Origin of the sequence: Cyclobacterium amurskyense (assembly GCF_001050135.1) — a bacterium.
Taxonomy (GTDB): domain Bacteria; phylum Bacteroidota; class Bacteroidia; order Cytophagales; family Cyclobacteriaceae; genus Cyclobacterium; species Cyclobacterium amurskyense.
The window spans coordinates 4934716-4958680 of the sequence record NZ_CP012040.1; the positions used below are offsets into that span (position 1 = coordinate 4934716).

Below are 23965 nucleotides of genomic sequence, written 5' to 3' on the forward strand. Positions count from 1 at the left end.
AAAAAAATAATTTTAAAAATGCCTAAACCAAAGCAGAAATTATCTGATTTTAATCTTAAACAATACGTAAAAATAGGGAATAGAAATTTAATAAGTAACTGAATTATAAATTATTATGACGTCAATAGAGCGGTTTTATGGCTGTGGAAAATTGAAAAATTTGCGTTAAAAATTAGAAAATTCATTATTCATATTTTCAATTCCTTTTTTACCAGTATCAAATGAAAATGGCGAGTAAGAGAAATGATGATAGTTGCAAATATTATTTTTTGGATTTCAAAAAAATTATAGCCTATTTGATTTAATTTTTTAATATTTTCGCTTAATTCCTTTTATTTAAAGTCAATTGGAAACCTTATTTCCTACAATAATTAAAGCCCATGATAAAAAAAATAACCTATTGGATTGCAGTATTTTTCATTGTTGTTCCAGCGTTTAGCCAGCAAGGTGGTTGGCAACCTGTTGAAGATAAAATTTTGTCAAAATGGGCAATGGATATTAATCCAAGTGCTCCATTACCCGAATATCCTCGACCTCAGATGACCAGAGAAAACTGGTTCAATTTAAATGGACTTTGGCAATATGCTATTGTCGATAAAGGTACAGTTCAACCATCCAGTTTTCAAGGAGAAATTTTAGTTCCTTATGCTATAGAATCTGCACTATCAGGTGTGGGTAAAACTGTGGGTAAGGACAAGGAACTTTGGTACCAAAGAGAATTTGAAGTGGACCGGTCCATGAAGAAAGGTGATTTATTGCTTCATTTTGGAGCGGTGGATTGGGAAGCAGAAGTATTTGTCAATGGTAAGCGTGTTGGAATTCATCAGGGTGGCTACGATCCTTTCTTTTTTGAAATCAGTGGTGCCTTGGTTTCTGGAAAAAAGCAACAATTAACAGTTAGGGTTTGGGACCCGACTGATGATGGACCTCAACCACGTGGTAAACAAGTAAATAAACCTCATGCCATTTGGTACACACCGGTTACTGGAATTTGGCAGACTGTTTGGTTGGAGGCTGTTCCTAATCAATACATTTACTCTATTAGAAATACCCCTGATTTAGACAATAAGCAAATTACAGTTCATGCTGAGGTCATGAATCCTGAGCCGGGCCAAATGGTTAGTGTAAGTTTAATGGCAAATGGAGAGCTATTGGCAGAAGAGAAAGTGCCTGCCGGTAAAGATGCCACTTTTACCATCAGTAATCCAAATATTTGGGGACCTGAAAATCCTTTTCTTTACGATATTGAAGCCCGTTTGCTGGAAGGTAGAAAACTCGTGGATGCAGTAAAGAGCTATACTGCCATGAGGAAAATCAGCATGCTTCCTGATGAGAATGGTAACCAACGATTACTTTTGAACGATAAATTTTTGTTTCAATATGGTCCATTGGATCAGGGATGGTGGCCTGATGGTTTGTACACGGCGCCTACCGAAGAAGCTTTGGTTTTTGATATAGACAAAACAAAAGATATGGGCTTTAACATGATAAGAAAGCATGTGAAAGTTGAACCAGCAAGGTGGTACTACCATTGTGATAAAATAGGAATGCTTGTATGGCAGGATATGCCAAGTGGAGACATGGGCAATAGGTGGGAGTCCAGGCCTGGAGTGTTGGGGAAAGGTACGGAAAAGAATAGAACTCCGGAATCCATCGCTATCTTTAAAAAGGAGTGGAAGGCTATTATGGATGCCAATTATAACTTTCCTTCCATAGTGGTTTGGGTGCCATTTAATGAAGCATGGGGGCAATTCAATACAGAGGAAATCGTGAATTGGACAGTGGCTTATGACCCAAGCAGGATGGTCAATGGAGCTAGTGGAGGTAATTATACCCTTGAAGGTCAAATCATGGACATGCACAATTATCCAGATCCAGTCATGCCTGACCCTAAAATTTGGGGTAAGAAGCAGATCTTAGTCTTAGGGGAATACGGTGGTTTAGGTCTGCCTATAGAAGGGCATACCTGGCAAGAAAAAGACAATTGGGGATACCAAAGTTTTGAAGATCAAGCTGCTTTGAAAAAAAGGTACAGCAAATTAATCATGGACTTAAAGCCGCTTTTGCCAATGGGCTTATCAGCCGCTATTTACACACAAACTACCGATGTGGAAATAGAAACCAATGGGTTGATGACCTATGACAGAAAAGTAATTAAATTAGACCCTCAGTTTTTAAAGCAATTGCATGAGGAATTGTACAATATTAAAATCCCTATGAAATGAAAACCTCACCTTTATTGGCCCTCTTGGTATCAGGAATGGTTATGGCTTGTGGGCAGAACACCAAAGAGCAAGCTGAGAATGAACAAAAAATAGAACCCAAATTTTTAACAGCAATGGAAGATTCAGCATTTGAGAAGAATGTAAATGGTAAAGAAGTAAAGTTATACCACCTTACCAATAAAAATGGTATGGAAATGACCGTTACCAATTTTGGTGCGAGAGTGGTAGAACTTTTTGCCCCGGATAAAAACGGAAAGTTTGAAGATGTGGTATTGGGATACGATAATTTGGATGAGTACATCAATACCCCAGGAGGGTACTATGGTGCTCCTATCGGAAGGTATGGCAATAGGATAGCAGGGGCGAAATTCACCCTTGATGGTAAAACGTATCCTTTGGAAGCCAACAATGGTCCTAACAACCTTCATGGAGCCCCAGGTGGTTATCATAAGGTAGTTTGGGAGGTTTTGGAAGCTACGGATCAGAAACTGGCGATGAAGTATGTGTCACCTGATGGAGAAGCAGGCTTTCCTGGTGAACTTACGGTTTATATGGATTATTACCTGACAGATGACAATGAGTTTAAGATTACCTACAAGGCGACTACAGACAAGCCTACAATAGTAAATCTTACGCACCATTCCTTCTTTAATCTTAATGGTCATGGAGAGGGGAATGTGAGGAATCATATGCTTCAACTCAATGCGGATCATTTTACGCCAGTTGATGATACCCTTATTCCTTTGGGTGATATCAAGCCGGTAAAAGGTACTCCATTTGATTTTAGCGAACCGCATCTAATTGGAGAGCGAATTGATGACGACAATGAACAACTTAAAAAAGGTGGTGGATACGATCACAATTGGGTTATCAATCGTGAGGAAGGAAATAAAGAAACCATTAAAACTGCAGCTGTTTGGGTGCCTGAAAATGGTCGTAAAATGGAGGTGTTTACTGATCAGCCAGGAGTTCAGGTGTATACTGGTAATTTTATGAACGGAGGGGGAGCTTCCAAAGCTGGTAAATCCTATGGAAAACAAGGTGCGATCTGTTTGGAAACGCAACATTACCCAGACTCTCCAAACCAACCTTCGTTCCCATCTGTAACAGTGAAACCTGGAGATACCTATACACATGAGTGTATTTATAAATTTTCAGTGATCAAATGAGCTCATGAAAGCACTTCTTAATTCAAGTTTCTTTTTCATTTCAACCCTTGTGCTTTTATCTTGTAGTGAAAAGAAAACCGAGGACGATAATAATGCCTATTTGCCCATAGAGGTCATTAGGGAAAATGATGCACTCAATGAGATAATTGCACCTGGGATAAAAGCAAGGATAATTGGATCTGGTTATGAATGGACAGAAGGTCCTTTATGGTTGGAAAAGGAACAGATGTTATTGTTTTCAGAAATACCGGCCAATAATGTGCATTCATGGAAGGAGGGGGGCGAACCGGAACTTTACTTACATCCGGCAGGCTTAACCTCAAATGATACCAGAGGTGGGGAAGTAGGTTCCAATGGTTTACTTCTAGATCCAAACGGAAATTTGGTTTTATGCCAACATGGGGACAGGCGTTTAGCTAGAATGAATGCCCCAATAGATGCTCCTGAGCCAAACTATGAAACGGTTATAGGTGATTTTGAAGGTAAACCCTTCAATAGTCCAAACGATGCCATTTATGATTCCCAGGGGAATCTTTACCTTACTGATCCAGCCTATGGACTGGAATTCAGGATGGAAGACCCTAAAAAGGCCATCGATTTTCAAGGTGTTTACAGGTATACCAAAGAGGGACAATTGGAATTGTTACTTGATAGTATTTCCCGACCCAATGGTATTGCCCTGACTCAAGATGAAAAGCATTTACTCATAGCCAATTCTGATCCAGAAAAACCCTATTGGTATATATATGAATTGGATGGGGAGAATGGGCTAAAAAATGGAAAGGTTTTTTATGATGCAAGTTCTGTTCAGGCAAATGAACCTGGATTACCAGATGGTTTAAAGATAAAAAAGGACGGTACTGTCATTGCCTCAGGGCCAGGTGGTCTTTGGATTTTTGATTCAAATGGCCTTTTGCTAGGTAGGTTAAAATTAGATGAATTGGTATCTAATGTAGCTTTAAATGAAAATGAAGACCTTTTGTTCCTTACCGCAGACAGCTACGTACTTAGTATTCCATTGAAATAATGTAATAAGAAGATTTAGTAATTAAGCTTAAGCCGTGTTTCCTGCTGTTAAACCCGAAATATGCAATAGACAATCTATTACGTGTTGTAATCGCTTCAAAATCAACCACTTTGTTGGTGTTTTCAATTTCACCATAGCGGTGCTATGCTAAAATCTCCAAACAGCCTGATTTTCTTGCGATTGCAACACTTCCCGTAAACACGGGACAGGCTTCACCCCTGACCATTGTCAGGGCGGAGAAAGCCTATTACATAATCCGAGTTAAATGTATTTCAGCAAGGGAACACGGCTTTTAATTTTATTTTTGAGGTCATCAGGGAAAGCTTTTTTACCCATAAAAATATCTGTTAATATTTCGCAGCCTTTCTGACCATATTTTTTGAGTAACATGTTGCGAATTGCAGGTTGAGCATAACAAATAAATGCGATGATTGAGGAACTACCTAGATCAGACAAGATTTGTTTGTCTAGTAGCCCTTGGTAAGCATTTGATGCAGCAGCCTCGTCCTGAAAGTTTTCTAAAATTGCCAAAGCGGCCAATTCACCTGAAAGCAAGGCATTGGAAATGCCCTCTGCTGTTAATGGATCCGCAAACCCTGCCGCATCTCCCGTAAGGAATACCCTGTTTTTAGAAAAGCCATCCTTTCTTTGTCCCACAGGAATCTGAAAACCATGAGCCTCTGAAGAGATTATTTCCTTTAAACCCAATTTATCAAGATAGGCATAGTAGTATTTTTTCAGGTCAATCTTTTGCTTTTTCAGTGTACAAACCCCTAAGGAAAGATGTCCAGTCTTTGGAAAGCACCATGCATAACCATCTGGCACAGCATCCACGTCAAAACGGACCTTTTTGGATAACCTATTATAATCTGCCTCAGGAACAACAACTTCATATTCTAAAGCTGGAATCAGTTTCCTGCTTTCCTTCCATCCTCCCATTTTAGCCGTATTGCTAAGCACTCCATCGGCACCTATAAGGTATTGGCATTGAATATTACCTTCAGAGGTACTCAATAATAGTCCTTGCGCTGTTCTTTCCAAGCCGAGCGCCGTTGTGTTTTCCAATAGATTTGCTCCCTTTTCCAATGCCTTTTTGACCAAAAACTGATCAAAACTATCTCTCATGACCATTGAAATTATGGGTTCTTTTCTTTTAGCAGTGAAAAAGTAGGAGGAGTTTTCAAAAAACACTTCTAGTTCACGGTATTCTTTTTCTACAACCTCATCTATTAGGAAAGGTAAACGTGTTCTACCTCTATGTACCAGCCCTCCACCGCAGGTTTTATACCTGGGAAGTTTTTCTTTTTCAATTATTATAACACTTTTACCCATTTCAGCTGCTATATAGGCAGACATGGCACCAGAGGGTCCTGATCCAATTATAGCAATGTCATATTTTTTCATTGGTATTTATTATAAATCATCTGGTTCTCTTTCTGGAATATCTGGTCCGGATAAAATTAGTTGGCCTTCCTCAGGCTTAAAATCATAGCTTAGCTTGATATTTTCCAGATCAGTTTCATTGATATTTAAGCAGGCATTGTAATAACTTTTATTAAACCCTAATGAGACATTCCCAGATTTTAAATTGGCAGAAGTTAATGGTTCTATCAGTTGAATGTTTTCGGCCAATGCCCCATCAAGTTTGGTGTAGAGGCTTAGGAATATTTCTAGCTCATTCTTTTTTTCCTCTAAAACGCAAGAAAGAGCGGATCTGAAATCTTTAGCCTTCTTTATGTTTTCACTTTTAAAAACCCATTTTTCTTGCATTTAAGTATTAATTTTTGTGTAACAAATGTAACTGGAAAACCTTTGATTTATAGAATAGCCCTTTCATGATAAATTGACGTAATTCTATTGAAAATAACAGTACGGATCAAAAATAATTAATTAAATTTAAACTGAATAAATAAATCTTAATCCCCAGAAAATAACTAAATAAGCCACAGTTTTTTAATCTGGATTATGTAAATAAGTTTTAAGTTTTAGTTAGTAATAGCTAGATGTCAGGTGATTTTCAATTAAAAATTCGGGTTGTAAATTAAAAAATTGACTAAATGACTGGTCGAATTATCATCTATTGATGTTTGTTTAAATGGGCCAATGCAAAACAAGGTAAAGAATATTGCAAAATTAATCCCATTTTATAAATCGATTAACCAAAATAATTTTAATAATAATCAATTAATATTTCAAATAAAATAACCATAAGCAAATGAAACCAATTGTTCAAATTAGTTTAGACCTTACCAATATAGACGAAGCGCTTGAAACAGCTGCACTAGCCATGAGAGCTGGAGTAGATTGGCTTGAAGCAGGCACACCTTTAATCCTTGCTGAAGGTCTTCATGGAGTAAGAAAACTCAGAGAAGCATTTCCTAATACTCCAATTGTAGCAGATTTGAAAACAATGGACGGTGGTTATCTAGAAGCTGAAATGATGGCGAAAGCCGGTGCTACACATGTAGTGGTAATGGCTAGAGCACATGAAGAAACGATCAAATGTGTTGTTCAAGCTGGAAAAGACCATGGAGCAAAAGTAATGGGTGACAATTTGGGTTGTCCGGATATGGTGGCAGGTGCCAAATTTCTTGAAGACCTGGGATGTGATTACATCGTTCACCATATTGGCTATGACGAAAGGAGAGGAATTGCTGCCCAAGGTAAGCGTATGCCTAGCCCGCTTGACCAATTGAAAGAAATCGTAGCAGCAGTGGATGTACCCGTACAGGCTGTAGGTGGTTTAAGTCTTGAACAAGCCATATCTACTCCAAAATATGGCGCCCCTCTAGTAGTTCTTGGTGCTCCGCTAACCATTGATGCTGATGCTTTTAAAACAGCAGATGGAGATTTGGAAGCCTCATTAAGGAAAATTTGTGATGCGATCCATGCTTATGGTGACATTAAAATAAAATAATTATATATCCAATTGAAATGAAAGCAGCAGCAGTAGTGAATTATGCGGAATCCAAAGGATCCGTAGAAATAAGAGAAATCGAGCAACCAGAGATAGGTGAAGGAGAAGTATTATTGGAGGTTGCCAATGTAGGTGTATGTGGTAGTGATTTGCATCAATGGACTTCCGATCACAGTTGGCCAGTTAATTACCCTGTCGTTTTAGGACATGAGTTTGGAGGTAAAATCATCGAAGTAGGCCCAAGGGTAGATGGTTGGAAAGTTGGTGACAGAGTAGTAAGTGAGACGGCTGCCGTGATTGATCCTTTGAACCCAATGAGTCGTATTGGGCTTTATAACCTAGATCCAACAAGAAAAGGTTTTGGATATGGAGTTAATGGAGCGATGACTAAATATGTGAAGGTTCCTGCCCGTTGTCTTCACACGGTGCCTGAGCAAGTTCCTTTCGAGGAAGCATGTTTGACAGAGCCTTGTTGTGTGGCTTATAGCGCAGTAGTAGTTAATTCTAATATTAAACCTGGAGACAGAGTTTTGGTAATTGGACCTGGTACTATAGGTATGTTATGTGCTGTTATGGCCAAAATTAACGGAGCAGAAGTAGCTGTAGTTGGTCTAGAAGCTGATAGAGGAAGATTGGAAATAGCCAAAGGTTATGGTTGTGAAGCGATCATTGGTGATGCCACAGAATGGGCTAGAGAAAGAGATGGCTTAGGAGCAGATTTAATTATAGATGCTGCTGGTGCAAGTGCCACCCTTAAAATTGCCATGAGCTTAGTAAGACCTAATGGTCAAATAACTAAAGTTGGTTGGGGACCTCAACCTTGTAATTTCTCTTTGGATCCTATAGTACAGAAAAATGTACGTCTACAGGGAAGCTTTAGCCATAATTGGCCTATTTGGGAGAAGGTTATTGGTATGATGGGGTCTGGAATATTGGACGTTAAACCAATAATTGGAGGCGTTTGGCCTGTTACCTCCTGGTTAGAGGCTTTTGAGAAAATGCACCATGGTGAGGTGGTAAAAAGTGTATTGAAACCAGTATAATCATGCGCTTAAAGGACAAAGTAATTATCGTAACTGGTAGTACTACTGGTATTGGAAAAGCAATTGCCCTCCGGTGCGCAAAAGAAGGTGCAAAATTGGTTATCCATGGTCTTGAAGAAGATTGGGGTAAAGAAGTTGTTGCTACAATAGGTGCATCTCAAGCGGTACTTCATATTGAAGATTTGCAAAAAGAAGGTTGTGCCGAAAGGCTTGTCGAATTGGCAAAAAGCACCTTCGGCAAATTGGATGCCGTGGTAAATAATGCAGCATGGGTGGTCTCATCTGACCTGATGTCTGTGGATCGCCCTTTTATGGAAAAAGTGCTTTCTATCAATACCATCGCCCCTCTGTTGTTAATTAAAGCAGCTTTAGGTGAACTTGAAGCAAACCGAGGGAATGTTTTGAATATTGGTTCTGTCAATGCCTGGAGTGGGGAGCCAAATTTATTGGCTTATAGCATTTCCAAAGGAGGACTAATGACCATGACCAGAAACCTTGGGGATAGCCTCTTTCGAGACAATGGAGTGCGTGTCAACCAGATAAACCCTGGCTGGGTTTTAACCGAAACAGAAAAGCAGCGTAAAAAAGAACATGGTCTTTCAGACAGGTGGTTTGAAGACCTGCCTAAAATGTATGCGCCAGCCGGTAGGATTATCGCTCCTGAAGAAATTGCAGCTGCAGCCATTTTTTGGTTGTCAGATGAATCTGGTCCCGTAAGTGGACAGGTTATGGAATTGGAGCAATATCCTTTGATTGGAAGAAATGCACCCAAAGACACGAGTACAATTAATTAATAAAAATATTGAAATTATAAATATGCCTAAATTAGCAGCATTTCCTAAAGCCTTTATGCAAGCCCTCTGTAAGGATGGAACAATGAAACTGGAAGAGTGGATCCAATTGGCCTCGACTTTAGAGGTGGAGGGATTGGAATGGTACGCAGGTTTTCTGGACATGGAAGACGAATCCAAATGGCCTACTTACAGAAAAATGGTGGAGGATACAGGTAAAAGCATCCCTATGATGTGTTGTTCTCCAGATTTTACCCATCCGGACAAAGCTTTTCGTGATAATGAAATTGCCAAGCAGAAACATTGGATCGACATGACACATATTCTTGGTGGATCTTACTGTAGGGTATTGTCTGGTCAAAAAAGACCTGAATTGACTTTGGACGAAGGTGTGAAACTTGCCGCCGATTCAATAATGGCTTGCATCCCTTACGCTGAGGAAAGAGGTATTACCTTGATACTTGAAAATCATTATAAAGATGATTTTTGGGAATATCCTGAATTTGCACAGCAAATGGACGTTTTCTGTAAATTGGTAGATAGCATCGACCACCCTAACTTTGGCGTTAACTATGATCCTAGCAATACTTTCCTTGCAGGAGAAGACCCTATCGAATTGCTGAAGCGTGTATCTAGCAGAGTGGTGACCATGCATGCAAGTGACAGGTACCTGAAATCAGGAACCATAGAAGATTTGAGAAAAGAAGAAGGTGGAGCTGTTGGGTATGCCAAAAGATTAAGCCATGGCGAAATAGGAAAAGGATTAAATGACTATGATGCCATCTTTACAGAATTGAAAAGAGTTGGCTTTGACAGTTGGATTAGTATAGAAGATGGGGTAGATGGAATGGATCAATTGGAGAGAAGTGTAGCATTTCTTCAGAAAAAGATTGCCGTTTATTGGCCTAAATAAATAATTTAATTTTCAAAAACCGTACAAATGGATCATTTGTACGGTTTTTAAACCTTTATTGATTTGGAAGCAAGTTTATTATTAAACGCAGAATGTGTTTTGGCCGAAAGTCCTACTTGGCTGGAAGATGAGGGATGTTACCTATGGGTAGATATTGAAAAAGGACATTTGTACCAATTGAAACCTGAAGTAAGTGGGGTGAAGAAATGGTCCTTTCCGCACAGGTTGACCTTGGTTGTACCGGATGGTAAAGGAAACCTTGTCCTGGCTTTGGATGCGAAACTTGCCCTATTTGATCCCAATACTGAGAAATTTGATTGGCTATGTGATATTGAAAATGACAAGCCGGATAACCGTTGTAATGACGGTGCCTGTGACAGTGAAGGGAGACTTTGGGTAGGTACCATGAGTACAAAGTTCACCGATCATGCAGGAGCACTTTACTTGGTAGGGAAAGACCTTTCTGTTACTAAGAAAGTGGAGGACGTGTCCATTTCCAATGGGATTTGCTGGTCCTTGGACAATAAAACCATGTACTTTATTGACAGTCCAACACGGGAAATCAAAGCCTACGATTACAACTTGGCAACAGGTGATATCTCATTTAAAAATGTAGCCGTTGAAATTCCTGAATCTCTAGGAACACCCGATGGGATGTGTATGGATCAAAATGGAAAGCTTTGGGTTGCCCATTATGGAGGTTTCGGGGTTTATCAGTGGGATCCAGAAACAGGAGAACAGTTGGAAAAAATTAATGTACCTGCGCCAAACGTTACTTCATGTGCTTTTGGAGGTAAAGAAAGAAATCAGTTGTTAATTACCACTGCTCAGGAAAATATGACCGCTGAAATGCTAAAAAAATATCCTTTGAGCGGAGGGGTTTTTACTTGTGATATGGATGTTAAAGGAGCTCCAGTTTTTGGTGTGCGTTTTTAAAGCCAAACTAAAATTTACTTAAGAAATTTTCTTTTTTGGAGTTATAATTAGTTACTAATAAAGATGTTCAAGGGCTGTTTCCCCCTTGAACATTTTTTTTTCCTAAGCCAATTTAACCCGAAATATGCAATAGACAATCTATTACGTGCTGAAATCGCTTCAAAATACCCAATCGTTGCTGTTTTCAATTTCACCATAGCGGTGCTATGCTAAAATCACCAAACAGCCTGATTTTCTTGCGATTGCAACACTTCCCGTAAACACGGGACAGGCTATCACCCCTGACTATTGTCAGGACGGAGAAATCCTATTACATAATCCGGGTTTAATTAAATCATAAATAGGCAATGGTGGATAATAAAGGCCTTATATTATTAATAGATCTATAGCTGATCCAACTCTACAGGCAATTTCCATCCTTTTCTGTACTCGTGCCGGATGTATTCTTTGGCTGCGGACAAAGCTTTGGTTTCCAAGTATTTACTTTCAAAAACAGGCCTGCCATTTCTCATTGAAAAATGATTGCTTTCGATTACTTTTAACTCATCACCAGCTGTAATATTGGTAAACTGCATGGATGGACCATCCCATTGAAGGGTTTTATTAAGGCTTTGTAAACGAATAGCTAGAACCCCTAGAAGAACCATCTCATTAAATGGGCCTGCATAGGCAAAATTGGATGTGCTTTGAACCCTAGATTCAGGTGACTCTTTACAAGCCCTGATCCAGTCTTGTTCATGAGGGCCATCTTTATACCCTTTGGCATTGGGTATTCTTCTTAATCTGGAGCTAACTTTTGGCTCTCTTCCTGAAAGCAATCTCTTACCAACTCCTCCTGAACCACAGAACAAGGTGTCTTTAGTCCCTACAAAAATACATCCACCAAGTCTGTCTTCCATAAGGTCAATTCCATCAGGCAATAGGTCTGGTCTAAATGGTAGCAAGCCTCCATCATACCAATAAACATCTACTTCTGGTAAATTAAAACCACTAATCGATGGCCTTTCTGGAAAATGGAACTTTACTTGCTCAGATTGTGGTGCACTTTCAGTGTTAATAGGAGAGGAGTTGCCTTCGATTTGGTCTGGGTAGCCAAGGTTCAATGAAGCATAAACAGGGTCCAAAACATGGCAAGCCATGTCACCAAAAGCTCCGGTGCCAAATTCCCACCAACCTCGCCAATTCCAAGGGGTATAAATTTCATGGTAAGGGCGGTAAGCTGCAGGGCCTAAAAACAAATCCCAGTCCATTGTTTTCGGAGGAGTCATTGATTCCGAAGGTCTTTCCAGACCTTGAGGCCAAATTGGGCGGTTGGTCCAGGTATGCACTTCTTTTACTTCACCTATTTCCCCATTCTGAATCCATTCTATAAGCTCCTTGGCATCTATTCCCGAATTTCCCTGGTTTCCCATTTGAGTGGCAACTGGATGGATTTCTGCCAATCGGGTAAGCAGTCGAGATTCGTAAATGGAGTGTGTTAATGGTTTTTGACAATAAACATGTTTGTCCATGATCAATGCTGTGGCCGCTACAATGGCATGGGTATGGTCTGGGGTAGCCACCATTACCGCATCAATATCTTTGCCCATTTCATCAAACATATTCCTCCAATCATAGTATTTTTTTGCTTTGGGGAAATCAGCAAAACATGGCTTGGAATAAGACCAGTCCGTATCACAAAGTGCCACAATGTTTTCAGATTTCATGGCATTCAAGTTGGGTCTTCCTTTGCCTCCTATCCCCACTCCAGCTATATTCAATTTGTCGCTTGGAGCCTTGTGTCCTAGGCCGCTAATGACATGAGAGGGGACTATATAGAAACTTGCAGCACTTGCTGTAGCTTGTTTGACAAATTTTCTTCTGCTATTGTCTTTCATGGTGGTATTGAGGTTTGGGGGCTATTGTTAATTATGTTTAACCAGAATTCATCAAGGTTGCTTAAACCCGAAATATGCAATCTATTACGTGCTGAAATCGCTTCAAAATACCCAATCGTTGCTGTTTTCAATTTCACCATAGCGGTGCTATGCTAAAATATTCAAACAGACTGATTGTCTCGTCCTGAAAATGGTTGACACTTTTGTTTTTCAAATATAGTAAGTGTTTTAATTTCTAAGAAGTTTCATTTAACTTACAGTACCACGATAAAGCGGAGGCAAGCTCTGCTGAGGAGCAACTTGCCAAGGAATAGTCGTTTGGTCCGATAGCGTTGCTATTTTCAGACCGGGCCTTGACAGGTTCGGTCTTCTTTTTCCAATTATATTTCTTTCCAATAACGCGTTCGGTATCATGCCTTGTAAAACCTTCGTCATGTACTTGGTTAGGTGTTAGATTTCCTAAACTCTCGTGTGGTCTCATATCATTATAGATTTTGATAATTTTAATGATGTATTTTTTCGGGTTGATATTTGTTTCTCCTGCAATATCCTCCAGCCACTCTTCCTTTAGGATTCCATTTACTCTTTCCGCTATGGCATTTTCATGTGGTGAAGCGGGCTTCGTCATACTGATCCAAACTTTCTTCTTTTTCAATAGGTCGGTGTAATCATAACTGCAGTACTGTACCCCACGGTCCGAATGATGGACAAGGGAATAATGGTTAATGTTTTCTTGAGACTGGAAAGCCACCTTCAGGGCTTCAAGTGCTGATTCAGCCTTCAGATCCAGAGAAAGATTCCAGCCCACTATTTTCTGGGAATAAGCATCCGTAATAAGATACAGATACATGACTTGCCCATTTAGTAAAAGGTAGGTAATATCGGAAACCCATAACTGGTTGGGCCTGTAGACAACCATGTTTTCTACCAGGTTATGGTACTTCCTAAGCCAATGATGGCTTTGGGTAGTGAAAAACTTCCTTTTTCTTTTGGTTACTAATAACCCGTTCACTCGAAGCAAATCAAACAGTTTATCCCTGCCTATCTTGATTTTCATTCCTATTAGGTCTTTCTGAATCAGAGGGTTTATCTTTCTCAACCCCCATCTGGATGTTTTGGCCTTCTTTCTGATCTTTAAAACAAGACTCAAGACCACCTCTTCCTCAAATGCCCCGCGGTAAATATAATTTAAAGCTTTATAGTAGCCCTGCCTGCTCTTGCCAAACAATTCACAAAGTTGGGCCAAACTTACTTTTGGTTCTTCTTCTCTGAGTCTTTGAACTGTTTGGCACCAGACTTTTTTTCAAGATCTAGCCCATATTCTTCTTTGGCAATATCTACCATGATCTGGTATGCCCTGCCCTTCAAACGGCTAAGCTTCAGCTCTTCTTCAAGTTGCCTTATACGGGCTTTTAACTCACTATTGGAATCCTCTTTTATTGCCATGTTTTTTAAAATCGGAAGAGGATCTTTAGGAAGCCTTCTTTCAAGACCAGCAAAAATCCTCATCCATTCCAAGATAGCGGATTTGCTTTTAATTCCATAAATATGCCTTGCCTGTTCTTTGCTTAAAGTACCTGAAAGTACTTCCATAACGATTTTTCTCCTTGCATCTTCGGAGAACTTTTGTAATTCACTCATTTTGTCCGATTATAGGTTTACAATTTTTAATTAAATTGTGTCAACCTATTTCAGTACACGACCGATTTTCTTGCGATTGCAACACTTCCCGTAAGCACGGGACTGGCTTCACCCCTGACTATTGTCAGGACGGAGAAATCCTATTACATAATCTGGTTTAAAGGATATAGACTTCTTTGGATTTAATTCTGTCAAGTGTTGCCTGGTTCAGGTTTAATGACTTCTACACAAGAAACCCAGTGTTTGGCTTTAACGCCAGTGAAATGGTCTATTTGGTGACGACAAGAAAAGCCGCATGCAGCTACGGATGCATTTTCTGGTAGTTTTCTTACAGAAGGGAATAGTATTTCCTCTCCGATTTTTTTCGACAATTCGTAATGCTCCTTTTCGTAGCCGAAGGATCCAGCCATCCCACAACATCCCGAGGGTATTTCATTAAATTCCTCCGTTTTGCCTAAGGTATGCTTCATCGCTTGTGTTCCATATAGTGCTTTTTGATGGCAATGTCCATGGACATGTAATTTACCCTCTTTGGCTTTTAGCTTTATGTTTAGGGTACCCTTGGTCATTTCATGGTTTAAGAAGACATCGATCATTAGTATGTTTTCTTTTAATTTTTTGGCCAACTCTTCATCAGGTAGTAAGTCTGGGAAATCATCATTCAAGGCAGAGGCACAGCTTGGTTCGCATACCACTACTTTCATCCCTTGGTCTATATATTTAACCAATTCTTGGATGGTAACCTGTCCGGCTTCTTTTGCTTCTCTTAAAAATCCATGGGAGATTTTAGGGCGTTGGCAACAACCTACATTGGCCATTATCACTTCATAACCGCAGTCATTTAGGAGTTTTACTGCATCTTTTCCGATTTCAGGTTCATGATAATTCAAATAGGTGTCTGCAAAAAGCACCACCTTTTTATTAGCCTTTAATAGGTTGATCTCATTTTTGTGGAACCATTTATAAAATGGTTCTTTTGCATACCCAGGAAGGGTTCGCCGTTTATCAAAACCAGCAATTCTTTCTAAACCGGATTTAAATGCAGTGGTGGATTGAATCTTGTTAATGGTTGAGGAAAGTGTACCCGCAAATCGTCTGGCCACTTTTGGCGCATCCCTAATCATTTTATCCCTTATTGAAGGGCCATGTTTGTCAAAATACAATTGCTGGACTTCACTTTTCATTTTAGCCATGTCCACATTGCTCGGACACTCAGACTTACATGCTTTGCAACTTAAACATAGGCTTAAAGTTTCCTGGAGTCTTGCACTTGTTAATCCCTCTTCGTCCAGTTGACCAGACATGGCCATTCTCAAAGCATTGGCCCTACCTCGGGTAGAATGCTCTTCATCTCTTGTGGCTTTAAAACTTGGGCACATGGTACCACCCAGTAACTTTCGACACTCACCAACCCCTGTGCACATGTGCACTGATTCTTGAAAACTTTGTTCTGATTTGTATAGAAACTCGGTATCTACAGGTTTATCCTTATATTCTGCCCCATAGCGAAGGTTTTCTGAAATGGATTGGTTGGATATTATTTTCCCTGGATTCATTAGGTTTTCAGGGTCAAATAATTTTTTAATTTGAATAAAGGCCTGATAAAGTTCTTTCCCAAAAAATCTTTCATTGAAAGGGCTCCTAACAAGCCCATCACCATGTTCACCACTCCAAGAGCCTCCATATTCCATCACTAGGTTAAAAGTGTCTTCAGCAATCCTTTCCAGCCTTTTTACATCCACTTCTTGTCTGAGGTCAAGAATTGGCCGGACATGAATGACGCCAACACTCACATGGGCATACATGGCTACTTCAGTATTGTGTTTTTTACAAATTTGAAGAGTTCTATCAATATAATCTTTTAAGTACTTCGTAGGGATACCGGCATCTTCTATAAAAGCGAGGGGTTTCTTTTTGCCTTTGATTCCTAGCATCAGCCCCAATCCCTTTTTTCTAACTACCCATACATCCTCATATTCTTCACCCTGAGGGAAAAGAGGAAAGGCATAACCCAAGCCTTTTTCCTGTAGGTCTATAACCATTGCCATGGGCCTATCCATAACGTCTTTTAAGCTATCTCCATAAAACTCTACTATTAATATAGCCTCTGGGTTACCGCTTATAAAATGACAATGCCTTTGAGTGGTGAGGTTTTCCCTACTTAAGTCTACTACGATTTTGTCCAATATTTCCACAGCAGAAGGCTTGAACTCCAAAATTGGGGTGATGGCACCCACTGCGTCAAGCAATGCGTCAAAGTGAACTACGCATACTGATTTGAATTTTGGTAGAGGTGCTAGATTGAGCTTTAATTCAAGTGTGGTAGCCAAAGTGCCTTCACTTCCTGTGATTAATTTGCATAGATTCCAATGGTCGGTATGAATAAATTCATCCAAATTATATCCACCTACCCGTCGCATAACCTTTGGAAACTTGGTCTCAATTAGATTCTTGTTGTTCTTTATTATTTTTTTGAAGGAATTGTAAATTTCTCCTTCTCGATCTGTTTGATTGGCTACAGTTGTTAGTTCTTCCGGTGTCTTGTTATGCAAATGCATTAAGGTACCATCTGATAGAAGTACTTTGGCCTCCAAGACATGGTCCACCGTTTTACCATAAATAATGCTTTTAGTTCCAGAGGAGTTATTCCCAACCATTCCTCCAACATTTGCTCTACTGGAGGTCGCAGGATCAACTGGGAAATGAAGACCTAAAGGTGCGAGTTCTTCGTTTAGCACATCCCGAACCTTACCTGGTTGAACCCTCACCCAGGCTTCTTTCTGGTTTATTTCGAGGGTTTCATTCATGTATTTTGAAAAATCAAGTACTATGGAAGACCCTACAGTCTGTCCTGCCAAGCTTGTCCCACCACCACGTGGTAAAATGGAAACCTTATTTTTCCTTGCCCAGGAGATGGCTTTCCGAACATCTGCATCATCCTTCGGTAGGACAATAGCTATAGGAGTGATTTGATAAATGCTGGCATCGGTGGCGTACAATCCCAAGGAATAGGCATCTTTTAAAACATCTCCTTTTATTAAAGAGGCAAGTTCACCTGTATTTTCAACAGAATTATTTAATGGCATGGATGAAATGGGTTTATAGTCAATCTAGTCAAATATATTATTTTTTACCGAAACAGAACAATAACAAATATTTAATTGCATAATGCTATACCTTTTGACATAAAAATTGTTTGAAGTTGATAAGACATATCGTATTTTACGATTTATTCATTATTCTATAGGACCAACAGGTCTCAAAACAGTTATACACTATGGATCAAAATAATAAAAATCGCCGATCATTTTTAAAATCTACCGGAACAGCTATTGTGGGTGGATCAGTATTGCCCTTTGGTTTCAATATCAGAGAAGGATTTGCGGCTCAGAAGTCCACCCTTAAGGTAGGCCTAATAGGTTGTGGTGGAAGAGGAACTGGAGCAGCCGCACAAGCACTAAAAGCGGATAAGGATGCAGAGCTAACTTGCATGGGAGATATTTTCGAGGATTACCTTGAAGAATCTTACCAGTCCTTAAAGAAAATGAACGCAGAACAGGTTAAAGTTGATGATGAGCATAAGTTTGTAGGCTTTGATGCTATACAGAGAGTGCTTGAATCTGACGTTGATGTTGTCATATTGACGACTCCACCAGCTTTTAGGCCAGCCCACTTTAAAGCAGCTGTAGAGGCTGGTAAGCATGTTTTTTGTGAAAAACCTGTAGCCGTAGATGCTCCTGGTGTAAGAAGTGTCTTGGAATCTGCCAGGTTGGCAAAAGAAAAAGGATTGTCTGTAGTATCAGGCTTTACATTTAGGTATGATTTTCCTAAAAGGGCTTTGTTTGAAAGAATCAGAAATGGAGAAATTGGAGACATTACCAATGTATTCACGGCAAGAAATGGTGGCGGTTTATGGTATAAAGAACGTCAGGAGAGCTGGACAGAGATGGAGTACCAATTGAGAAACTGGTATTATTACAACTGGTTGTCTGGAGATTATATTGTGGAGATGATGGTACATAGCCTTGACTTAATGTCTTGGGCATTCAATGATCGATTACCAATTAGGGTAATGGGAACTGGTGGAAGACAAGCAAGGACTGAAGAGAAATGGGGGAATATTTACGATCATTTCTCTGTTGAATATGAATATGAAAACAATCTAAAGGGTGTGCACTTTAGCAGACAGATGAAAGGATGCTCAAACACCAATAAAGTAGATATTACTGGTACAGAGGGTTTTGCTACAGTAGATGTAGGTAAAAGAGTTCATGCCACTATGGGTGCGGAACGTTGGGACTATGATGGGCCATCAAACAACCCTTACGAAACCCAACACGAAGAACTTTTTGCTTCCATCAGAGCTGGTGAAGGAAAGAATGAAGGTGAGTTAATGGCAAACAGTACCATGCTCGCGATTATTGGCCGAATGGTTGGCTACAGTGGTCAGACAATGACCTGGGAAGAAGCCATGAAAAGTGAGGTTAAACTGGGACCTGCAGCTGCAGATTACCGATGGGATTTGGTGGTTGATGTACCACAGGTGCCGATTCCTGGAATTACTAAAGATGTATAAAGCTTAATTTTATAAAAGAATTTATAATGAGGACAATATATAAGTGTTTGACTGCATTATTCCTTTTCGGAATGTTTTCAGAGGCAGCAATTGCACAAGAAAAGCTGTTTAAATTTGGGACCGAACAAGACCTAAGCGCTTTAGTACAAGGTAAAAAAAGCAAGGGCAAACCAATCAATTGGATTGATGTCAATACCGGTAAGGATACCTGGAGGTTTGATGGCGATGAATTGGTTTGCGAAGGATTGCCAATTGGCGTTATCCGTTCAGAAAATCAATACGAAAATTTCATCATGTATGTGGAATGGAAACACATGTCAGATGGAGGGAATTCCGGAACCTTTGTTTGGTCAGACGCTACTCCTGGACCAAATGACTTACCGAATGGCCTGGAAGTTCAAATGCTTGAGCTGGATTGGGTAAACCAACATAAAAATGACAAGGGCGAGTTGCCTCCAATTGCTTATGTTCATGGGGAATTATTTGGTGTCGGTGGTGTAGAAACGGTACCGGACACGCCAAGAGGAACCCGTAGTAAATCCATAGAAAACCGTTGCTTAGGTAAAGGACAGTGGAATACTTATGTAGTCGTAGCAGTGGATGGTGTTGTTAAACTTTCCGTTAATGGAAAATTTGTAAATGGTATCAGTAAGGCCTCACAGAAAAAGGGATATATCTGCCTTGAATCAGAAGGAGCACCGATTCATTTCAGAAACCTTACCGTAACAGAATTACCAGCAGGAGTTACCTCTCCAGAGCAAGTAGCCCCTTTATTACCTAATCCTTAATTGTAATATAAAATGGTTAGTGATTTATCAAAAGTTCATGAATTGCTGTCGGATCTTTTTGAATGGCCAAAAAGTGAAAAAGACTGGGATCAATATCGATTGACTGAGGATCAAATAGCATTTTTCCATACCAATGGTTATTTGCCTAATATCAAATTATTGGATCATTGGCAGGTGGCTCAGTTAAACAAAGAGCTTGAAAGTTTAACGAATCCGAATCAGCCTGGTATGGAATTGTTTTATGATTTCGCGTCAAATGAATCTTCAAATCCTGAAACAGTGCTTTTTCACTCTTTGGGGCATTGGCGAATTAAAGAAGGGTTTCACGATATTTTGTGGAACCCTGCATTTGTCATGGCAGCCAGTCAGTTGCTAGGGGATAATTCTGTACGTTTCTGGCATGACCAGTTGTTTTGCAAACCTGCGAAGCATGGGGGAGTTGTAGCCTGGCATCAGGATTACTCCTATTGGACCCGTTCAGTGCCTATGCAACATTTGACCTGCTGGGTGGGTTTGGATGATGTGGATATTGATAATGGTTGTTTGTATTATGTGCCTAAAAGTCACGAGTGGGGATTGTTGGATAAGCCAGAATTGGCTGGTGACATGGAGGGTCTAATGGAGTATCTTACTGAGGACCAAAAAAAGGAATTCAAACCTGTTCCAATAGAAATGGAAAGAGGTTATGGTTCTTTTCATCATCCTCTAATGGTTCATGGTTCTTATGAAAATAAGTCCGAAAGATCCAGAAGGGCATTTGTATTAAATGTCTTTGCCGATGGAACAAAATCAAATACAGAGAAAGAACTATTGAAAGGCGTTCCAATTTTTGCTCCTGGAGAGAAATTAGATGGACAGTTTTTTCCATTATTATTCGATAGGAGTCAAATAGGATAAATTCTTGTTATTCATGCAAAAAAAGAAAAGTAATAAGAATATATTATTAGTAGGACTTTCTATAATTATTCTACTACTTGTATTCTGGGCTACACTTCAAATGTGGGGAGACTCGTCAAATGAAGTGCCAGGTATAACTGTTCCTGAAGGTTTTGTAATAGAAGAGGCAGTTAAGCCTGGTCTAATCAAATATCCAATGTTTGCTGTTTTTGATGATCAGGGTAATCTGTTTGTTATGGAATCAAGTGGACATACTGATGGAACGGATGAAATCCTGGAAGCTCCAAATTTTCAAATTTTGCGATTGACAGATGCTGATGGGGACGGCATATTTGATCAAAAGACCATATATGCTGATAAAATTCCCTTTCCAATGGGTGGTGCGTACGTAGATGGAAGTCTAATTGTTACTGCCTCACCTGATTTGGTTAAGTATACCGACCATGATGGGGACGGTGTAGCTGAGGATAAAGAAGTGCTAATAACTGGTTGGACACTGCATCACAATGCGGCCATTCTAAGTGGTCCATTTATGGGCCCCGACGGATATTTGTACATGGCTGATGCAAGGCGTGGCTTTAATATTCAAAGTAAAGAATTTATCAATTTTAAAGGTAAGGGCGCCAGAATTTGGCGCTGCTTGCCGAATGGATCACAATTGCAGAGTTTTGCAGGAGGTGGTTTTGATAATTCTATTGAATTGGCCTTTACCCCAACTGGAGATGTAATGGGTACTATGACTTATTTTACAGATCCTCAAGGCGGTTATAGAGATGCACTTATGCATTGGGTAGAAGATGGTGTCTATCCGAAATACAATCCTGTCATAAATGAAGATAATATGGTTCGGACAGGAGACCTTATGCCTGTAATGCATAAAATGGCCAGGGTATCTCCGGCCGGCTTGATGCGCTACGATGGTGAGCAATGGGGGGACGAATATTTTGGAAATTTATTTCATGCTGAATTCAATACAGGCAGGATTGTAAGGACTGTACTCACTCCTAAGGGTGCAACATATGAGGCAGAAAGTCATCATTTTATGACAGCTGGTCTTGCGGATTTCCATCCTACGGATGTGCTTCAAGAACCTAATGGGGATTTGTTGGTAGTTAATACAGGAGGTTGGTTTATTTCAGGTTGCCCTTTGAGTAGGACAGCAAAGCCTGAGGTTTCTGGTGGAATTTTCAGGATCAGGAATACAAAAAAATCAAAAACAGATGATGATCCTTGGGGAAACGGCATCTCTTGGGAAGGCCTTACTGTTCCACAGCTTGTAAGTTTATTTGATGATTCAAGGGCTAAGGTTTCTCATAGGGCAGGTGAATACCTGTTAAAGGAACCCTTAGTTGCTATTCCTTACTTGGTGAAATTATTAGAAACTCATCCGGATGAAGCTGTAAGAGTTAAATCCGTATTCTTGCTATTCAGAACCCAGAATCCCAGGGCATGGAATCAATTAAGCGTTGGATTAAAAGACAAAAGTGACCAGGTAAAAATTGCAACGGCTAGGGTTTTGGGAATGGCAGAAGTTATTTCAGCAAAAGATCAATTGATAAGCTTATTGAAAAATCAGAGTAACCTTGCTTTAGCCAGACAAGTGGCTGTCGCCCTTGGACAAATTGGAGACTCTCAGGCAAGCAAGCCATTGATTCAACTATTAAATGAGCATCCATACGATCGGTTTTTAGAGCATGCTGTTATTTATGCTTTGATCCAAATGGAAAACGAAAGTGAATTGTTGGCCGAAATTCAGAATGAAAAATTTAATAAGGCAGCCTTAATTGCCCTTGATCAAAAACAAAAAGGATCACTTAACGAAAAGGTAATTGAACCTTACCTTAATTCATCCGATAGCACTGTAAGAGGAACTGCCCTGTGGGTTTTGAAGAATCACCCTGATTGGGAAAATGCTTTTACAAGTTATTTGAAATATTATTTCACCCAGGGTGATGGGCTTATTAAAGAACTTACAAGTGTTTTACCGGCTTTTGTGAATGCGAATACTGTACAGGCTTTTTTATCCCAACAGTTGGAAATTGAAGATTATTCTGCAGAGGAAAAGTTTCAGATCTTAAATTTACTGGAAGACAATCCTCCGAAAGTGGTTTCAGTTAAGTTGAAAAACAGTTTATTAGGACTGTTGGATACCGATGATGAACGTATTCAGAAGGCAGTGATCCATTTGGCGGTACAATTAAAGGCCAATGACTTTATTGGTAAATTTAAAAGTATGTTGGCAGGTAATCAGAACAACGCTGCTTTAAAATTAGCCATTTATGAAGCTTTAGCCACAATGGACGAACCCATTGCCAAAGCTGATTTTGAATGGATAGGCAATCAATTGCTAGTAAAAGGCCAACAACCACTTCATGGTACTTCTCTAAATATCCTTAGAAATTTGACTTTAACTGCAGATGAGCAATCCTGGCTTCTTGACAATGTCTTTCATAAAGCTGCCAATGGAGATATTCCCTATTTGTTAGAATTGTTTGAGGGGATTACTGATGCCAATTTACTAGGTTCTTTGGAAATGAAATTATTGGAGCGCAAGGAAGTTTGGGATAATTTGTCTACGGATCAATTGGCTGCTGTATTTGAGGAAAGTTCAACTGGAAAGGTTATTTTAGATAGTCTTAAGGTAAGGCAGGAGGGTCGTCTTGCGCAATTGGAAGAAATGGCGACTGCTTTGGTTAAAGGTGATGTTGACAGAGGAAGAGCAATCTTCTTTGGAAAAGGTGCTTGTAGTACTTGTCATGCTGTGGCTGGTGAAGGACAAACCTTTGGCCCTGACCTGACCAATATCGGAGAAATTAGATCTAAACACGATATATTAGAAGCCATGCTTTTCCCAGGGGCAAGTTTTGCAAGGGAATACGAGACGGTCTCTTTACAAACCAAGTCCAGTAATTATTTGGGGATAGTGAAAAATTATGAAAATGGTAGGTATGAGTTGGCAATAGGACCAGGAAGTACAGTGCAAATAGAAGAGGAGGAAATTATTGAATTGAAAGAAGCCAATCAATCCTTGATGCCTGCTGGTTTATTATCAAACTTAAAGAATCAGGAAATCAGTGATTTAATGCACTATCTTGAATCCTTGCCAGATGGTATTTATACCAGAGATAAATAAAACATTCAATTTCAACCAATTATAAAACGCAA

At 39.7% G+C, this 23965-nt stretch carries 18 protein-coding genes; 12 read left to right on the top strand and 6 right to left on the bottom strand.

The annotated features are described in order from the left end of the window. Positions 1-380 precede the first annotated feature (380 nt). Genes CA2015_RS19795 through CA2015_RS19805 form a run of 3 tightly spaced genes read left to right on the top strand, consistent with a single transcriptional unit; the run spans position 381 to position 4421 of the window. Entirely contained in the window at positions 381-2225 is a 1845-nt protein-coding gene (locus CA2015_RS19795; protein ID WP_048643466.1) for a glycoside hydrolase family 2 protein, read from the top strand. Beyond that, complete coding sequence (locus CA2015_RS19800; protein ID WP_048643467.1) at positions 2222-3394, top strand: aldose epimerase family protein; 1173 nt, start codon at positions 2222-2224, stop codon at positions 3392-3394. The genes CA2015_RS19795 and CA2015_RS19800 overlap by 4 nt, the downstream gene beginning before the upstream one ends. 4 nt (positions 3395-3398) lie before the next feature. Beyond that, entirely contained in the window at positions 3399-4421 is a 1023-nt protein-coding gene (locus CA2015_RS19805; RefSeq protein ID WP_084011916.1) for an SMP-30/gluconolactonase/LRE family protein, read from the top strand. A gap of 261 nt (positions 4422-4682) precedes the next feature. Here CA2015_RS19805 and CA2015_RS19810 read toward each other — a convergent pair whose 3' ends face one another. Continuing rightward, entirely contained in the window at positions 4683-5825 is a 1143-nt protein-coding gene (locus tag CA2015_RS19810) for a geranylgeranyl reductase family protein (RefSeq protein WP_048643468.1), read from the bottom strand. Between the two features lie 9 nt (positions 5826-5834). After that, entirely contained in the window at positions 5835-6191 is a 357-nt protein-coding gene (locus CA2015_RS19815) for a hypothetical protein (protein ID WP_048643469.1), read from the bottom strand. 445 nt (positions 6192-6636) lie between these two features. Between CA2015_RS19815 and CA2015_RS19820 the strand changes: the two genes are divergently transcribed. From CA2015_RS19820 to CA2015_RS19840, 5 genes are all read left to right on the top strand, one after another. Then, positions 6637-7338, top strand: a complete 702-nt coding sequence (locus tag CA2015_RS19820; protein ID WP_048643470.1) for an orotidine 5'-phosphate decarboxylase / HUMPS family protein — start codon at positions 6637-6639, stop codon at positions 7336-7338. Positions 7339-7355: 17 nt separating this feature from the next. Then, a complete protein-coding gene (locus tag CA2015_RS19825) occupies positions 7356-8381 on the top strand; it encodes a zinc-binding dehydrogenase (protein WP_048643471.1) in 1026 nt (341 codons plus the stop codon). A gap of 2 nt (positions 8382-8383) precedes the next feature. Next, a complete protein-coding gene (locus CA2015_RS19830) occupies positions 8384-9175 on the top strand; it encodes an SDR family NAD(P)-dependent oxidoreductase (RefSeq protein WP_048643472.1) in 792 nt (263 codons plus the stop codon). 22 nt (positions 9176-9197) lie between these two features. Further along, positions 9198-10085, top strand: coding sequence for a sugar phosphate isomerase/epimerase family protein (locus CA2015_RS19835; RefSeq protein WP_048644647.1), 888 nt, complete (start codon positions 9198-9200; stop codon positions 10083-10085). 63 nt (positions 10086-10148) lie between these two features. Beyond that, positions 10149-11021: an SMP-30/gluconolactonase/LRE family protein gene (locus CA2015_RS19840; protein WP_048643473.1), complete on the top strand. Its 873-nt coding sequence runs from the start codon at positions 10149-10151 to the stop codon at positions 11019-11021. Between the two features lie 383 nt (positions 11022-11404). Here CA2015_RS19840 and CA2015_RS19845 read toward each other — a convergent pair whose 3' ends face one another. From CA2015_RS19845 to CA2015_RS19860, 4 genes are all read right to left on the bottom strand, one after another. Then, a complete protein-coding gene (locus CA2015_RS19845; protein ID WP_048643474.1) occupies positions 11405-12898 on the bottom strand; it encodes a Gfo/Idh/MocA family protein in 1494 nt (497 codons plus the stop codon). A gap of 235 nt (positions 12899-13133) precedes the next feature. Beyond that, the gene (locus CA2015_RS19850; protein WP_048640785.1) at positions 13134-14144 is read right to left on the bottom strand and encodes an IS3 family transposase; all 1011 of its coding nucleotides are present in this window, start codon (positions 14142-14144) and stop codon (positions 13134-13136) included. Between the two features lie 2 nt (positions 14145-14146). Next, complete coding sequence (locus CA2015_RS19855) at positions 14147-14539, bottom strand: hypothetical protein (protein WP_048640786.1); 393 nt, start codon at positions 14537-14539, stop codon at positions 14147-14149. A gap of 191 nt (positions 14540-14730) precedes the next feature. Next, positions 14731-17625 carry an FAD-binding and (Fe-S)-binding domain-containing protein gene (locus tag CA2015_RS19860; protein WP_048643475.1) on the bottom strand — a complete coding sequence of 965 codons (2895 nt, stop codon included), beginning with the start codon at positions 17623-17625 and terminating at the stop codon, positions 14731-14733. Between the two features lie 191 nt (positions 17626-17816). Here CA2015_RS19860 and CA2015_RS19865 point away from each other — a divergent pair, with 191 nt between their 5' ends. Genes CA2015_RS19865 through CA2015_RS19880 form a run of 4 tightly spaced genes read left to right on the top strand, consistent with a single transcriptional unit; the run spans position 17817 to position 23933 of the window. After that, positions 17817-19115 carry a Gfo/Idh/MocA family protein gene (locus CA2015_RS19865; RefSeq protein WP_048643476.1) on the top strand — a complete coding sequence of 433 codons (1299 nt, stop codon included), beginning with the start codon at positions 17817-17819 and terminating at the stop codon, positions 19113-19115. A 26-nt stretch (positions 19116-19141) separates the two neighbouring features. Then, a complete protein-coding gene (locus CA2015_RS19870) occupies positions 19142-19903 on the top strand; it encodes a 3-keto-disaccharide hydrolase (protein ID WP_048643477.1) in 762 nt (253 codons plus the stop codon). Positions 19904-19915: 12 nt separating this feature from the next. Then, positions 19916-20800 carry a phytanoyl-CoA dioxygenase family protein gene (locus CA2015_RS19875; protein WP_048643478.1) on the top strand — a complete coding sequence of 295 codons (885 nt, stop codon included), beginning with the start codon at positions 19916-19918 and terminating at the stop codon, positions 20798-20800. Between the two features lie 13 nt (positions 20801-20813). Further along, positions 20814-23933, top strand: a complete 3120-nt coding sequence (locus CA2015_RS19880) for a PVC-type heme-binding CxxCH protein (RefSeq protein ID WP_048643479.1) — start codon at positions 20814-20816, stop codon at positions 23931-23933. Positions 23934-23965 lie beyond the last annotated feature (32 nt).